The organism is Catenuloplanes japonicus, from assembly GCF_000717135.1.
GTDB lineage: Bacteria > Actinomycetota > Actinomycetes > Mycobacteriales > Micromonosporaceae > Catenuloplanes > Catenuloplanes japonicus.
On record NZ_JNXY01000003.1, the window covers coordinates 14,572 to 30,085 of the forward strand.

Here is a 15,514-nt window from a genome sequence, read left to right on the forward strand (position 1 = left end):
GCGCCGGTCCGCCGGGTGATCGAGCGGGCGCTGCGCGCCCGAAATTTCGCGAGATAGTGCCCCCTGGTGGTCGCAGTGGATCGTGCGGACGGCGAAAGCCCACAAGCACAGATCCAGATATTCCCGCTTCCAGCGTGGTCCGGCAGCGTTGCTCCCGCGGGCAAACCTCGCGGCGAGCTCCACCTCCGCTGCGCTCCGTTCCGCACGCCGCGTCGGAGCCGGTTCCGCCGTGGCCGGGAACAACCGGCGCAGGCCGGTCGCATCCCGCTCCGCGCCGGCCGCCGCCGGGCAGCGCGTACCCAATCGGGGTTGTATATCGCTTTTATGCTGATAATGCGTGACGGTATTCGCGTGGAGTAGCCGGGCGGCCGTGGACGGGTTGGGGGAGTTCCTGCGGGCGCAGCGGGCACGCGTGACACCGGCCGAGGCCGGGCTGCCCGCGGCGATCGGGCGGCGGGTGGCCGGGCTGCGGCGCGAGGAGGTCGCGGTGCCGGCCGGAGTGAGCGCGGACTACTACACGCGCCTTGAGCAGGGGCGCGAGCGGAACCCGTCGGCCCAGGTGATGGACGCGCTGTGCACGGCGTTGCGACTCGGGGCGGATGCGCGAGCACGCGTTCCGGCTGGCGCGGCTGTCACCGAGCGGGCCCGGCGCGGAGGAACGCATCAGCGCGGAACTGCTCCAGATCATGGAGGCGTTCCCGCACATGGCCGCCTACGTCACCAACCCGGCATTCCGGGTGCTCACCGCGAACCCGGCCGCGACCGCGCTGATGGCCCCGCTCCAACGGCCGGACGGCATCCTGGCCGGCATCTTCCTCGACGGGACAGCCCGGGAATACTTCGTCAACTGGGACGACGTCGCCCGCGCCGCGGTCAGCGCGCTGCGGCACTCGGCCGGCTTCACGCCTGTCCATCCCGAGGTGTCCCCGCTGATCGCCCGCCTCTACGACGACAGCGCCGACTTCCGCCGCCTGTGGGACGACCGGACCGTCTCCGGGCTCGCGCTGACCCGCAAGACCATCCGGCACCCGCGTGCGGGCCTGATGCAGCTGAACTATCAGACGTTCGACGTCCGCAGCGCCCCCGGCCAGCAGCTCACGGTCGCGACCGCGGACGCCGGATCACCGAGTGCCGCGGCACTCCGCGTCCCCGGTGAACAGGGCCGTGATGTCGGCGGGATCGTTGGTGCGCCAGGTGTGCTCATACCGCGCGACCCACCCGGCGACGACATCCTCGGCGGGCAGTGCGGCTGCTTCCGTTGTCATGCCCCCATGCTTCGCCACCATGCACGCCCGCGGCAGGCCGAGCCGGCGCACCCAGGCTGCGGTCTTCGGCGTCAGGGTCCATCTCCATCAGCCACCCGGCGTGCCTCGGCCGCGGCTACGGCGTGCCGTACCCCCTCGATGATCTTTTGGGGTCTTTTGAAGACGTCGTCGGCGGTGAAACGGAGCGTTGCCCAGCCTGCCGCCTGTAGCCGGTTGAACCGCACAATGTCCTTCCGGAACGTCGCCCGGTCGCGGTGATGATCGCCCTCGTACTCGATGGCGATTCTCCATGCGGGATACGCCAGATCCACCTGGCCGATGAACGATCCGGCGTCGTCGTGGATCCGATGCTGCGCTACCGGCCGCGGCAGCCCGCCGTCGATGATGACCAGCCGCAGCCGGGTCTCCATCGGTGATGCCGCTCCCGGCTCGGCGAGGCGCAGAATGTCACGAAATTTCATGACACCGCGCCATCCGGGGTGCGCGTCCGCGGCCCGGTGCAGCTCCGCCGGCGACACCAACCGCCGATGCAGCATCGCATCCACCGCGATCGCCGCCTGGATTCGATCGGCGCCGCGTCCCAGGTCGAACGCCGTCCGCGTGGGTGTGGTCACCCTTAGCCCGGTGAACACCTCCACATCCCCGCGTGGCAGCTCACCGTGCACGACCCGGAGCATCGGCTGGCCCCGGGTCGACTGTGTTCCCGGCACGATGATCGAAACCGGTTCGGACGCGTCGAGGAGATCAATGCCCCAGAGGTACGCCGCGCTCCGCTCGCCGATCGCGGCGCGGGCGGGCATCATCAGCTGTGCGGCAGCGCACCACATCCGGTGATGCTCCGGGGCGTACGACGCTCGCTCGATGTAGATGCCCCGGTAGAGGCGTTGCCAGTGCGGACCTCTGAGTTCGGCGAGCGTGATGAGGCCGGCGCTGAGCGCGTCCCGGCGCCGGAAGGGCACGGAACGCAGGTGCCGGGGAGTCAGGGCCATTTGCTCATGATGGACGGGCGCATCAACACCTGTGGATCATTGACGCTGGCGAAAGTGCGGTCGGCGGGCGACTTCGGCCGCACTTTTGCCGACGTCAATGATCCACACGCGAGAGCGAGCTTCTGGGGCCGCGTTGGTTGCAATGGCAGGCAGCCGCCTTATCGCGATATTTCGGGCGCGGAGCGTCCGGCTGCCATTGAGTCGCGGCGTGTGGCGGGCGCGGAGCGCCCGCGTGACCGCAGGCGGCGGGTCGATCGGGCCCGATGTCGAAGGCGAATGGCGTCGGGTGGGGAAAGAGAGATCCCCGCCGCTGGAGGCGGCGGGGATCATGGGTGGGAGTCCGGCCGGGGCCGGTCGGTCGCCGGGTCCTTGGTGACGTTCGCGGCGGAGGACTGGCGCCCGCCCCCACGAGGCGAGGGCCAGGCCGCCGGCACCGGTGGCGCCCGCGGGAGCGAACGGTCAGAACCCGGCGGATCTCAGGACGTCGCGGCTTTCGCCTCGGTCGCCGAGGTTTCGGGGGTCTCGTGCGGGGTGGAGGGGTGGCGGCGTTCGAGGGCGGCGCCCTCGACGTCGACGTTGGGCAGGATGCGGTCCAGCCAGCGGGGGATCCACCAGGCGGAGCGGCCCAGCAGGTGCATGATCGCGGGGATCAGCAGCATGCGGACCAGGAACGCGTCCGCCAGCACGCCGAACGCGAGCCCGAAGCCGATCGACCGGATCATCGTCGTGTGGCTGAAGATGAAGCCGCCGAAGACCGAGATCATGATGATCGCGGCCGCCGTGACCACGGTGCGGCCCGCGTGCACGCCCTGCCGGACCGCGAGCCGGGCCGGCGCGCCATGGGCGTACGCCTCACGCATGCCGGAGACCAGGAACAGCTGGTAGTCCATGGCGAGGCCGAACAGGATGCCGATCAGGATCGTGGGCAGGAAGCTCAGGATCGGGCCGGGGTCGTGTACGTCGAAGATCGCGCCGAGCCAGCCCCACTGGAAGATCGCCGTGATGCCGCCGAACGTGGCGAACAGCGACAGCACGAAGCCCAGTGTGGCCGTGACCGGCACCAGGATCGAGCGGAACACGAAGATCAGGATGATCAGCGAGAGGCCGACCACGACGCCCAGGTAGAGCGGCAGCGCGTCGGAGAGCTGCGCGGACACGTCGATGTTGCCGCTGGCGCTGCCGGCCACGCCGAGCGTGACGTCGCCCGCGACCGGGGACATCGCGCGCAGGTCGCGGACCAGCTGGCCGGTGGAGACGCTGTTCGGCCCCTCCGCGGGCACGACCTGGAACGCGATGAGCGTGTCGTCGTCGGACATGCCGATCGGCGCGACCGCGGTGACGTCCTTCTGGCCCAGGATCAGCTGCCCGATGCGCACCTGCTCGGCGCGCTGGGCGTTCTCGTCCGTGACGGCGGCGGGCAGTGAGGCGACCACGAGCAGCGGCCCGTTGACGCCGGCGCCGAACTTCTCCTCGATCAGCTGGTACGCCTGGTACTGCGTCGACTCCTTCGACTCCGACGACCCGTCCGGCAGCCCGAGGCGCATCGACAGCGCCGGAATCGCGAGCACGAGCAGCGCCGCGAGCCCGCCGATCAGCGTGAGGATCGCGCGCCCGGTGCCCATCGGCGTGGTGGGCGTGGTGTCGTGGTGTGGCTGGCCGATGCTGGCGCGGGCCTTGCGGCCGAGCACGCGCGGGCCGAGCAGCGCGAGCAGGGCCGGCGTCATGGTGACCGCGATGACGACCGCGACCGCGACGCAGATCGCGCCGACCGTGCCCATCAGGCCGAGGAAGCCGATGCCGGTGATGTTCAGCGCGAGCAGCGCGACCAGCACGGTGGAGCCGGCGAACACGACCGCGTTGCCGGAGGTGCCGTTGGCCAGGCCGATCGACTCGTGGACGTCCATGCCGGTGAGCAGCTGGCGGCGGTGCCGGTTGAGGATGAACAGGCAGTAGTCGATGCCGACCGCGAGGCCGAGCATCACGCCCAGCACCGGCGTGATCGACAGCATGTCCACGACGCCGGACATGGCCAGCGACGCGGTGACGCCGACGCCGACGCCGACGAGCGCGCTGACCAGCGGCAGCGCGGCCGCGATGAGCGTGCCGAGCATGACGATCAGCGTGAGCGCGGCGACGATCAGGCCGATCGCCTCGCCGACGCCGAAGACCTGCGGCACGGTCTGGGTGATCTCGTTGGAGAAGTCGGCTTCGACGCCGGCCGGTACGCCGTCCGTGACGTGGTCGACGACGCTGGTCTTGATCTCCGGGGTGACGTCGAGCTGCGCCTCCTCGAAGATGACCGCGCCGACCGCGGTGCTGTTGTCCTCGGAGACCTGGCGGATCTTCGAGGCCATGTCGAGCAGCTGCCGGCCGGTGTCGGCCTGGGCGGCCCCGGCTTCCAGCTGCGCGCGTCCGGCGTCGAGCTGTGCCTTCTGCGTGTCGAGCTGGGCCTGCTGGGCGTCGAGCGAGCCGGCCGGCGCCTGCGTCTTGGCCGCGTCGAGCTGCTGCTGGGCCGCGTCGAGCTGCGCCTGACCGGCGTCGAGCTTGGCGCGCTCGCCCTCGATCTGCTGCTGGCCGGCCGCGAGTTGCCCGGCCTGCGCCGCGATCTGCGCGGTGGTGGCGAACGGGTCGTTGGTGGCGGAGACGCCGGGAAGCTCGGCTGTGCTGGTGAGCAGCGCGCCGACCGTGGCCTGCTGCTCCGCGGTGAACGCGGAGCCGTCCGTGGTGTGGAAGACGATCGTGCCGGTGCCGCCGCTCGCGGCCGGGAACTTGGCGGCCAGCTGGTCGGTGACCTTCGCGGTCTCGGTGCCCGGGATCGTCACCTGCGAGGACAGCGCGCCGCCGGCGACGAAGTACGCGGTGACGGACAGGCCCAGGATCACCAGCCAGGTGATCAGGACTGCCCAGGCTCGCCGGGCGCTGAAGCGTCCCAGGCGATACAGCAATTCGGCCATGGATCCTTAACTTTCTAGTAGCCGGTGCGGATGGTGGTGATGAGTCGTTCGAGCAGCCGGCCCCACAGCGCGCGGGCGTCGGCGCCGGTGGTCGCTCCGGTCTCGGCGATCCACCGGTGCGCGATCACCTCGATGCCGTGCATCAGCGAGCTGACCAGCAGTTCGGCGTCGAGGGAGTCCTCGTCCGCATGCCGCTGGGCCAGCTCGCGGGCTATCTCGTCGGTGGTGCGGGAGAACGTGGCCTGGAAGATCTGCTGCGGGCGCTGATCGGCGGCGTCGAAGCCGCCCAGCGCCTGCCAGAGGAACGCGATCACGCTCGGGATGTCGGTGGCGCGCAGCGCGGTGGTGACCGCGTCGAACATCGAGGCGCGGCTGCCGGGCTCGACCGGGCTGGCGCTGAACGCGGCCCGGAAGTCCTCGATCACGATGCCGAGCACGTGCGTGCACGCGGTGGTCACCACGTCGTCGATCGAGGCGAAGTGGTTGAAGATCGTGCGCCGGGAGACGTCCGCGCGCGCGGCCAGCTCGTCGACGCTGAACCGGGCCGTGCCGCCCTCGGAGATCAGCGCGGTGGCCGCGTCGATGATCGCCTGCCGGTGGCGGGTCTTGATCGCGGTACGCCGGTCGGTGGTGCTCACGATTTTTACACTAAGTGCACCGTTGCACCGCGTGCAAATTGTGTGACGAAGTCGCAACAGCGCGGAAATTCGTCGGTAAACAGACGTGAATCAGCGCGGATGTCCACTTCGGAAGATAGTCCGTACGCCATTGACATATAGATCAATTAGCGGATACAAGATTCATGATGTGCCCTGTATCCCAGGGCCCCGTCCACCAGAGGACCCTCTCATGAGTCACCTCTTACGCCGGAGTCTTGCCACACTCCTGGCCTCCGGCCTCGCGGTCGGCACGGTTCTGCTCCCGGGTGCGAGCCCGGCGAGCGCGGATCCGATAGAGACGGACACCCCCAAGGTCGCGCCGGCCGACACGCTCGGCGCCGAGGACGCGAAGCTGCTCGCCGAGGCCGAGGCCAGCGGCAAGCCGACCGTGACGGTCATGGTCGCCACCGACACCGGCAAGGCCGGCGCGGTCGCGGGCGAGCTGGAGAAGCTGGGCGCCTCCGTGTCGCGCAGCGTCGACAAGCTCGGGTACGTGCTGGCCAAGGTCCCGACGTCCGCGGTGGTGCGCGCGGCCCAGGTCTCCGGCGTCACCGCGCTGGACCTGGACCGGACCATCGCCCAGCCCGACCCGGCCGAGGGCCTGGCGTCCGGCGCCGCGTCGAAGCAGGCGGTGCCGTACCCGGCCCCGGGCGCGACGACGGCGGCGAAGAACCCCTACATGCCGACCGTGGACACCGGGTCGGTCGACTTCAAGAAGAAGAATCCGGCGTACGACGGCCGCGGTATCACGATCGGCATCATGGACTCCGGCGTCGACCTGGACCACCCGGCGCTGCAGACCACGTCGACCGGCGAGCGCAAGATCGCCGACTGGTTCACCGCGACCGACCCGCTGGAGGACGCGACCTGGCGGCGAATGTACCTCTCCGTCACCGGCCCGAGCTTCACGGTCAGCGGCGCCACGTTCACCGCGCCCGCCGGGACGTACTACTTCAACTACTTCTACGAGTCGATCACCGCGGCCAGCGAGCCGGGCGGCGACGTGAACCGGGACGGCGACACCACCGACGCGTTCGGCGTGCTCTACAACCCGGTCACGCACGACGTCTGGGTGGACTCGAACCTGGACCGTAACTTCACCGACGAGGCCGCGCTGCGGCCGTACAAGGAGAAGTTCCAGGTCGGGCACTTCGGCGTGGACAACCCGGCGACCGCGATCGCCGAGCGGATGCCGTTCGTCGTGGAGTACCGCGAGGACGTCGACTACGGCGGCACGCCGTTCGACTTCGTCAACATCGGCATCGTCGAGGGCGCGCACGGCACGCACGTGGCCGGCATCGCGGCGGGCAGCAACCTGTTCGGCAACGAGGCCTACGACGGCCAGGCGCCGGGCGCGAAGATAGTCTCCGGCCGCGCCTGCAGCTGGGGTGGCGGCTGCACCGCGGCGGCGCTGTTCGACGGCATGGCCGAGATGGTCATCAACCGGCGCGTCGACGTGATCAACATGTCGATCGGCGGCCTGACCGGCCTGAACGACGGCCGCAACGCGCGCGCCGTGCTCTACAACCGCCTGATCAACGACTACGGCGTGCAGATGTTCATCTCCGCGGGCAACTCCGGCCCCGGCCTGAACACGCTGGGCGACCCGTCGGTCGCGGCCGACGTCGTCTCGGTCGGCTCCAGCATCAGCAAGGAGAGCTGGGCCGCAAACTACGGCTCCGTGGTCAACACGGCCTACCAGATGCACCCGTTCTCCTCGCGCGGCCCGCGTGAGGACGGCGGCTTCAAGCCGAACATCGTCGCGCCGGGCTCCGCGGTCTCCACGGTCCCGACCTGGCAGCCCGGACAGCCGAACGCGCAGGCCGGCTACGCGCTGCCGCCGGGCTACGGCATGTTCCAGGGCACGTCGATGGCGTCCCCGCAGGCCACCGGCGCGGCAGCGCTGCTGCTCTCCGCGGCCCGCGCCAACGACGCCGGGCTCACCTCGGCCCAGCTGCGCCGCGGCATCTACAGCACCACCACGTGGATCAAGGACGTCACCGCGTACGAGCAGGGCTACGGCCTCTTCGACGTGCCGGCCGCCTGGGACCTGCTGAAGAAGGACGTGGAGACGCGTACCTACACGTCGGTCGCGCCGGTCTGCACGCCGCTCTCGGCGTACCTCGGCGTCAACGACGAGCCGACCCCGCACCAGGGCCCCGGCCTCTACAACCGGTGCGCGGCCACGGACGGCGGCCAGAAGCCGGGCCAGGCCAAGACGTACCAGATCAAGATCACCCGGACCAGCGGGCCGGCCAAGGCGGTCACCCACAAGCTGAGCTGGGCCGGCAACGACGGCACGTTCAACACGCTCGGCTCGGTCTCCGTGCCGCTGAACAAGACGATCACGGTGTCGGTCACGGCCAAGCCGACGGCCGGCGCGCACTCCGCCATCCTGAAGATCGACGACCCGGCGACCCCGGTCATCGACTTCGAGGTGATGACCACGGTCGTCGCCGCGACCGAGCTGCCGAAGCCGAGCTACACGTTCAGCACCTCCGACAAGATCGACCGCAACGACACCCGGTCCTACTTCGTCACCGTGCCGGCCGGCGCGGCGGCGCTGCAGGTCAACCTGTCCGGCATCGCGGCGGGCTCGCAGACCCGGTTCATCGCGATCGACCCGAACGGCGTGCCGGCCGACCCGACCGCGACCACGGAGTGCTACACCAACTACGTGCCGGTCTCGACCTGCAAGGGCATCGAGCGCGACTACCGGAACCCGCTGCCGGGCATCTGGGAGATCGAGGTCGAGTCGCGGCGCACGTCGCCGATGCTCGCCAACCCGTACACGATCACCGCGGTCGCGCAGGGCGTCACCGTCACCCCGGCGCTCACCGAGCTGGCCTCGGTCAAGGCCGGCGTGGCCACGCCGATCACCTGGACCGGCAAGAACGCGTTCGGGCCGGTGAAGGTGACCGGGCAGGGCGGCGCGCTGGGCAGCATCGCCAAGAGCCGCCCGGCCATCGCGGACGGGCAGAACCTGGAGTACACGATCGCGGTCCCGGCCGGCACCACCCGCCTGGACGTGGCGATCGGCAACACCAGCGACGTCGGCGCCGACCTCGACCTCTACGTCTACCTCGGGGCCGGCACCACGCCGGTCGCCTACAAGGCGGACGGCGACTCCGAGGAGGCGGTCTCGATCGCCAACCCGGTCGCGGGCACCTACCGCGTGGTCGTCGAGGGCTACAGCGTGCCGGCCGGCACCACGCAGCTGGACTACCGGGACGCGTACTACGCGCCGTCGCTCGGCGCGCTGACCGTGCCGGAGAAGTTCACCACGCTGGCCAACGGCGCCTCGCTCACGGTCACCGGCGCGATCACCGCGGCCACGGTGCCGCCGGCCGGCCGCTCGCTGACCGGTGAGCTCAATGTGGTCAGCGACCAGGGCGCCATCGTCGGCGCCGCGGTCGTGACGGTCGCGTCGGTGAGCTGACGCCGCCACTCCCCAGTTCGTGCCAGTCCCGGAATTCGTTCCGGGGCTGGCACGACTGTCTTCAATAGACTCCCGCAGGTCAAGACCACGATCACGGGGGTACGAAGAAGATGCGCACGATCAATCGAAGGCTGCGCGCGGCCGGAGTGTTCACCGTTGCCGCGCTGACCGTGGCGGGCCTCGCGTCGATGCCCGCCTACGCCACACCCGGCCCGGCCACGACGGCCACGTCCACCCCGGGCCCCTCGGACTCACCGTCCGATCCGGGCACGCCGTCCGATCCGGGCACGCCGTCCGATCCGGGCACGCCGTCCGATCCGGGCACGCCGTCCGATCCACCCGGGCCCGTCCGCGCCAGGAGCGGCGATCACCGCGCCCGGCGAGGCGAGCTTCACCGCCGCCGCAGGCCAGATCAACAACCTGACGATCACCTCCGCGGGTACGGTCGTGCGCTTCGACGACGTGCTCCCGGTCACCGCCGGTGAGGGCTGTGTGGCGGACGCGGCCGACGACACCGTCGCGTTCTGCGACCTCGGCGCCGTCCCGGCCACGGAGCCGGTCGTCGTGCGCCTGCACGACGGCGACGACGCGGTCACCAACGACGCCGCGTTCCGCATGCTCGCCCACGGCGGCGCCGGCGACGACACCGTCATCGGCGGCGCGGACCGGGACACGCTGGTCGGCGACGACGGCGACGACCGCCTGTCCGGCCGGGGCGGCGACGACCACCTGCAGGGCGACCTCGGCGACGACCTGCTCGACGGCGGCGACGGCAACGACGGCCTCTACGGCAACGAGGGCAACAACATCGTGCGCGGCGGCGCCGGCGACGACACCATCGGCAACGAGCTGTGGCTGCCCGACCTGACGCCCGGCACGGACACGCTGGACGGCGGGCCGGGCCGCGACTACGTCTCCTATGGCGGCAGCCGCATCGTGCCGGTCCGCGTCGACCTGACCGCCGGCGTCGGCGGCGAGGCGGGTGAGAACGACACGCTGATCGACATCGAGGACGTGCTCGGTGGCGAGGGCGACGACGTCCTGATCGGCAACGCGGAGGACAACCTGCTGCTCGGCAACCGCGGCCGGGACCTGATCCACGGCCTGGGCGGCGACGACACGCTGTTCGCCTACCAGGGCGAGGATCTGCTCGACGGCGGCGACAACCGCACCGAGGCCGGCGACCTCTGCGAGACCGGCCGGGACGAGGTCGTCACGGTCGGCTGCGAGCGGGTCGTCCGCGAGGGCGCGTTCCCGACCCCCACGGCGTAACACTGCGGCGAAGGGCTCTCGGCGGACGCCAGCCGGGGGCCCTTCGTCATGAGTTCCCGGCGAACGCGGCCCGGTGCGCGATCGCCCACTCGGCGTAGGTGCGGGCGGGCCGGCCGAGCAGGTCCCGGACCGTGCCGGTGGTCGGGCCGGCCGCGCGGGCGTAGTCGGCGAGCGAGCCGAGGAGACGGTCGGGGATCTCGTCCGGCAGCCCGGCCGCGCGCATCCCGCGCCGCACCGCCTCCGGGCCGACCTCGGTGAACGTCAGATCGCGGCCGGTCGCGGCGCCGATCACCGCCACCTTCTCCGGCTGGCTCAGCGATTCCGGGCCGGTGAGCGTGTAATGCCGGCCGGCGTGGCCCGGCGTGGTCAGCGCCAGGACGGCCACGGCCGCGATGTCGCGCTCGTCGACGGTCGAGGTCCTGGCCAGGGCGTATGCGCCGCGCACGGTCCCGGTCGCGGTGAGTTGCCCGGCCCAGGCCAGCGTGTTCGCGGCGTAGTCGGCGCCGCGCAGGATCGTCCACGTCCGGGCGGCGGCGGTGACCGCGTGCTCGGCCGCCTCGAAGCCCGCCCGGAACCGCGGCTCGCCGGCCGGGGACGCGACGGTGAGTGCGGAGAGCAGCACCACCCGGTCCCGGGCCCGCGCGAGCAGCGCGCCGAGATCGGGGCCGGCCGCGCGCGGGCTGATCAGCGCACCCTCGATGCCGTCGAGCGACAGGGCCTCGGCCGGGCGGACGAACCGCACGCCGTCGACCGGTGCCGCGGCGGACGGGTCGCGGGTGACGGCGGTGACCTCCGCGCCGGCCCTGGCAAGCAGGTGGACCGCCTCCCGGCCGACGCCGCCGGTCGCTCCGGTGATCAGGAACATCGCACACGTCCTTCCGTAGTCATATGATACGGAAGTCATAGTAAATTAATTCGAGAGTCAGATGATATGAGTTCCGTAACACCTGGGGATCCGCGTGCCCGGCGGCGGCTGGCGACCGAGATCAAGGACGGGCTGCGCACGCTGCGCGGTGAACTGTCCGCGTTGAACCGGCAGGTCGGCGCGCGGCTCGCGCTCAAGGACGGCGACCTGGACTGCCTCGACGTGATCGGCCGGCACGGGCCGCTGAGCCCCAGCGCGCTCGCCCGGCGGGCCGGCCTGCATCCGGCCACCGTCACCGGCGTGCTCGATCGGCTGGAGCGGGCCGGGTGGATCGCCCGTGAGCGTGACCCGCAGGACCGGCGGGCGGTGCGGGTGCGGGCGCTGCCGGACCGCGGGCGCGAGGTGCTGGGCCTGTACGGCGGCATGGGTACCGCGCTGGACGAGATCTTCGCCGGGTACGACGACGCGCAGCTCGCCGTGCTGGCCGACTTCCTCCGCAAGGCGACCGAGGCGGGGGAATCGGCCACCCGCGGCCTCGCGGACGGCACGGATTGACTCCGCGCCGTCCGCGAGCGCGCACGGCGTACCGTGGCGGCGGTTGTTGATCTGGGGGTCAGCTGCCCGTGATGGTGAACTGTGACCCCGGCTGGATGACGATGTTGCCGTCGGCCGAGTTGGTGATCGTGACGTTGGAGAGGACCGCGTTGCCGCGGGCGCCGGACATGGCCAGGATGCCGGCGCCGTTGACGGAGCGGTCGATGCGGACGTTGGTGATCGCGACGTTCGGCATGTTGCCGCCGCCGTTCTTGAACTGGATGCCGTCGTAGGTGGAGTCGATGATGTCGGTGTCCCGGATGGTGACGCCGGTGATGTCCTTCGTGGACGGGAACAGCGTGATCGCGCCGAACTCCTGGTCCTCGTTCCAGAACGCGCCGCCGGTCCGGTAGAGCCCGTTGTTGGCGATCAGCGTGGTCCCGCCGAACGGCAGCGGGCTGTGGTCGGTGGCCAGCATGATGCCCGGGTAGTTCGCGGTGTCCGAGACCAGGTTGTTCTCGATCGAGTTGTTCGAGCCGCCGTAGATCGCGATGCCGTTCGCCCGCCACGGCAGCTGCACCGTGTTGTTGACGAAGCGATTGTTCGACGCGATGTCCACGGCCTGGTCCTTGACGTACGGGTTGGCCCAGACCGCCAGCGCGTCGTCACCGGTGGTCCGGAACGTCGAGTTGAACACGCGCGAGTTCTTCGTGCCGTTGCTGAAGTTGATGCCGTCCGCGAACGTGTTCCGGATCCGCATGTTCTCGAACTGCAGGTTGTTCGCCGGGTTCCAGTAGGCGGGCGTGTCCGAGTAGTCGCGGCCGACCCAGGCGCCGACGTTGACGTGCTCGATCCACACGTTGCTGACCTTGGTGTTCGCGCCGAACCGGCCGTTGAGCCCGTGCCCGCGGTTGGCCCGGTTCTGTGTGTTGCCGAAGATCGCCAGGTCGGAGATCTGCGTGTTGTCCTCGATCTCGAAGCCGACGTTGCCCTCGTGCGGGTGGTTGATGCCGCCGGTCGCGTTCTGCGGCTGCGTGTCGGAGTACAGCTCGGTGTGCCACATGCCGGCGCCGCGGATCACGACGTTGCGCAGGCCGCGCTGGTTGTACTGGCCGCGGTTCGGGTCCGGGGACAGGATCTTCGCCTCCTGGCGCCACCGGCCGGCCGGGATCCAGACGCAGCTGATCACGCCGTTCTCGTCGTCGGTGACCGCCCGCTGGATCGCGGCGGTGTCGTCGAGCCCGTCGTTCGGCACCGCGCCGTAGGACGTGATCGAGGTGCAGCCGGCCGGCTGGGAGGCCGCCGGGGCCACCTGCTCCAGGTCGATGAGGTCGATGATGTAGAACGACGCGCTGTCCCCGGCGTCGCGCTGCAGCTTGAAGCGGGTGCCGGGCGGGTACGACGATGCCAGCAGCGCGTGCGACTCGTCGAAGAGCCGCCGGGCGTCCGCGGACGGCGTGTTCTGCAGGCTCTCCGTGTCGTCGGAGGTGCCGTAGAGCCAGCTGTTGCGCGAGGACAGCGTCAGCTTCCGCACGAACTGGTCGTTCACGTAGAGGCTGATCGTGTAGTCCTGCCCGCCGCCGTTCGACGCGTCCGGCACGGAGTTGCGCACGACGATCGAGTTCGCCTCGTTCGTGGACGTGAACTCCACGAACTGCCCGCTCGTGTTCAGCCGCACGGACTTGCGCCCGGACGACTCGGTGCCGAAGTTCGTGTGCCCGAACGTGCGCAGCGCGTCCGCCTCCAGCAGCACGCCGGAGTAGCGCGCGGCCTCGGCCTCGTACTCGGTGTACGGCGTCGCCGCACCCCGGCCGACGACGATCGCCCTGGTCAGGACGTTGTTCGTCTCGTTGGTCTCGGCCACGGCGCCGGTCGCGTCCGCGGTGGCGGTCACGGTCGCCCCGCCGCTGGTCGCGGTCCAGGTGCCGGAGATCGCCACGGTGGCGGTCGCGCCGGCCGCGATCGACGGCGTGCTGCCGTTGAGCGTGGTGCTGCCGACCGTGACGCGCGTGGTGGACGCGCCGGCCGCGCTGGTGCCCCGGTTGTTCACCGCGACCGTGAACGAGACGGCCGCGCCGACCGCCGGGTTCGACGGGTTCGTGGTGATGCCGGTGACCTGCAGGTCCGGGCCTGGCGCCTGGCCGACGACCAGCGGGGACGCGGCGGTGAACGTGTTGTTCGCGTCGTTCGTCTCCGCGACCACGCCGGCCGGGTCGGCCGTGGCCGTGACCGTGTATGAGCCCTGCACCTGCGCCGCGGCGGTGGCGGTGACGGTGGTGGAGGCGCCGGCCGCGAGCGCGCCGACCGTGGCGGTGCCGGCCACGACGCCGTTGAGCGCGAAGTCGACCCGGTTCGCGGCCGCGGCCACGGTGCCCTGGTTGCGGACGGTCGCGGAGAGCGTGATCGCCGTGCCCTCGGTCGGCGCGGACGGCGTCCAGGTGGCCGCGGTGACGACCAGGTCCGGGTTCGGCGCGGCGGTGCCGAAGACCTGCAGGTCCGCGATCTGCGCGCCCGGGGCGCCGGTGTTGCTGAAGATCTGCAGCTGCACGTCCGCGACCCGGCCGGTCACCGGGATCGTCACCGTGTTCTGATTCGTCGCCGGGTTGAACGTGTAGTCCGCGCGCGCCTTCAGCGAGGTGAAGCCGGTCGCGGTCTGCGCCTTGCCCAGGACCTGGATGCTCTGGGTACGGGTGCCCCACACCGGATCCGGGTTGAGCTTGACGACGACGCCGCTGAGGTCCGCGTCCGCGCCGAGCTTCACGGTCAGCGTGGCCGGGAAGCCGTTGGACTCCCAGTAGCTGGTGGCGCTGGCGTCGTTCGCGTTCCCCGCGACGAAGCTGAAGACGCTCGAGGACGCCTCGATCGGCTTGCCCGCGGCGAGGTTGGCGCCGGTGGGCGGGTTTTCTTCACCACCCGCGACGCCGTAGACCTCCAGCTCGGCGAGCTGTGCCGCGGGCCAGCCAGTGTTGGCCGTGATGGTCACCCGGACGTAACGCACGGTGGCGGCCGTGAAGTCGATCGTGGCGGCCGGGCTGAAGACGCGGCCGGACGAGGCCGCGAGCGTGCTGAAGCTGGAGCCGTTCGTGCTGCCCTGCACGGTGAGCGTCTGGGTGCGCGACTCCCAGCCGGACGGCAGCCGCAGGATGACCTGGTCGATCGCGACCGCGCTGCCCAGGTCGATCTGCGCCCACTGCGGGAACGCGTTGTTCGGCGACTCCCAGTAGGTGCCGGTGTTGCCGTCGTTGAGGTTGGCCGCGGTGTACTGGCCGTTGGCCGCGCTCGCGGAGGCGGACTTGCCGAGCGCGAGGTTGGGTCCGCCGGCCGCGTGCGCGGGGGAGGAGACGAGGGCCGCGGCAGCGACCAGACCTGTCGCGATAAGTCCGCTGAACAGTCGTTTCATGGCATCCCTGCATCCTGTGAGTCGCATAATTACGCTCAGCGCCACGGAAATTGCGTGACTTTGCCAACTTCTTGCGGCGAGGGCATTCAATGTTTCAGATGCGTCACCGTCTCGTCAACGGGCGGGTTTTCGGGACC

10 protein-coding genes and 2 pseudogenes are annotated in these 15,514 nt (G+C 70.8%); 5 read left to right on the forward strand and 7 right to left on the reverse strand.

Going from position 1 to position 15,514, the window contains the following annotated elements:
• Positions 1-412: 412 nt before the first annotated feature.
• Both OP04_RS56755 and OP04_RS56760 read left to right on the forward strand, forming a co-directional pair.
• Positions 413-553 (forward strand): annotated as a pseudogene (locus OP04_RS56755) (helix-turn-helix domain-containing protein); the annotation flags it as partial.
• Positions 554-704: 151 nt separating this feature from the next.
• A pseudogene (locus OP04_RS56760) lies at positions 705-1,085 on the forward strand (MmyB family transcriptional regulator); the annotation flags it as partial.
• A gap of 36 nt (positions 1,086-1,121) precedes the next feature.
• On the opposite strand, the gene OP04_RS54525 reads toward OP04_RS56760, so the two are convergent.
• The 4 genes from OP04_RS54525 to OP04_RS05820 form a co-directional block, all read right to left on the reverse strand.
• Positions 1,122-1,265 (reverse strand): hypothetical protein, encoded by a 144-nt coding sequence (locus tag OP04_RS54525; protein ID WP_198153749.1) that lies wholly within the window; start codon positions 1,263-1,265, stop codon positions 1,122-1,124.
• 71 nt (positions 1,266-1,336) lie between these two features.
• Complete coding sequence (locus OP04_RS05810; protein ID WP_232323491.1) at positions 1,337-2,065, reverse strand: endonuclease domain-containing protein; 729 nt, start codon at positions 2,063-2,065, stop codon at positions 1,337-1,339.
• Positions 2,066-2,730: 665 nt separating this feature from the next.
• Entirely contained in the window at positions 2,731-5,208 is a 2,478-nt protein-coding gene (locus OP04_RS05815; RefSeq protein ID WP_051797160.1) for an MMPL family transporter, read from the reverse strand.
• Between the two features lie 14 nt (positions 5,209-5,222).
• Entirely contained in the window at positions 5,223-5,846 is a 624-nt protein-coding gene (locus OP04_RS05820) for a TetR/AcrR family transcriptional regulator (protein ID WP_051797161.1), read from the reverse strand.
• A 211-nt stretch (positions 5,847-6,057) separates the two neighbouring features.
• On the opposite strand from OP04_RS05820, the gene OP04_RS05825 reads away from it, so the two are divergent.
• Entirely contained in the window at positions 6,058-9,306 is a 3,249-nt protein-coding gene (locus OP04_RS05825; RefSeq protein ID WP_033338500.1) for a S8 family serine peptidase, read from the forward strand.
• Between the two features lie 196 nt (positions 9,307-9,502).
• On the opposite strand, the gene OP04_RS56385 is transcribed toward OP04_RS05825, so the two are convergent.
• Positions 9,503-9,631, reverse strand: coding sequence for a hypothetical protein (locus OP04_RS56385; RefSeq protein ID WP_269746661.1), 129 nt, complete (start codon positions 9,629-9,631; stop codon positions 9,503-9,505).
• Positions 9,632-9,753: 122 nt separating this feature from the next.
• Between OP04_RS56385 and OP04_RS52985 the strand changes: the two genes are divergently transcribed.
• Positions 9,754-10,578: a calcium-binding protein gene (locus OP04_RS52985; protein ID WP_051797162.1), complete on the forward strand. Its 825-nt coding sequence runs from the start codon at positions 9,754-9,756 to the stop codon at positions 10,576-10,578.
• Between the two features lie 46 nt (positions 10,579-10,624).
• Here the strand turns inward: OP04_RS52985 and OP04_RS05835 are convergent, their stop codons facing one another.
• Positions 10,625-11,443 carry an NAD-dependent epimerase/dehydratase family protein gene (locus tag OP04_RS05835; protein ID WP_033338501.1) on the reverse strand — a complete coding sequence of 273 codons (819 nt, stop codon included), beginning with the start codon at positions 11,441-11,443 and terminating at the stop codon, positions 10,625-10,627.
• A gap of 66 nt (positions 11,444-11,509) precedes the next feature.
• On the opposite strand from OP04_RS05835, the gene OP04_RS05840 reads away from it, so the two are divergent.
• Entirely contained in the window at positions 11,510-11,998 is a 489-nt protein-coding gene (locus tag OP04_RS05840) for a MarR family transcriptional regulator (RefSeq protein WP_033338502.1), read from the forward strand.
• Positions 11,999-12,056: 58 nt separating this feature from the next.
• Here OP04_RS05840 and OP04_RS05845 read toward each other — a convergent pair whose 3' ends face one another.
• Positions 12,057-15,377, reverse strand: a complete 3,321-nt coding sequence (locus tag OP04_RS05845) for a CARDB domain-containing protein (protein ID WP_232323492.1) — start codon at positions 15,375-15,377, stop codon at positions 12,057-12,059.
• Positions 15,378-15,514 lie beyond the last annotated feature (137 nt).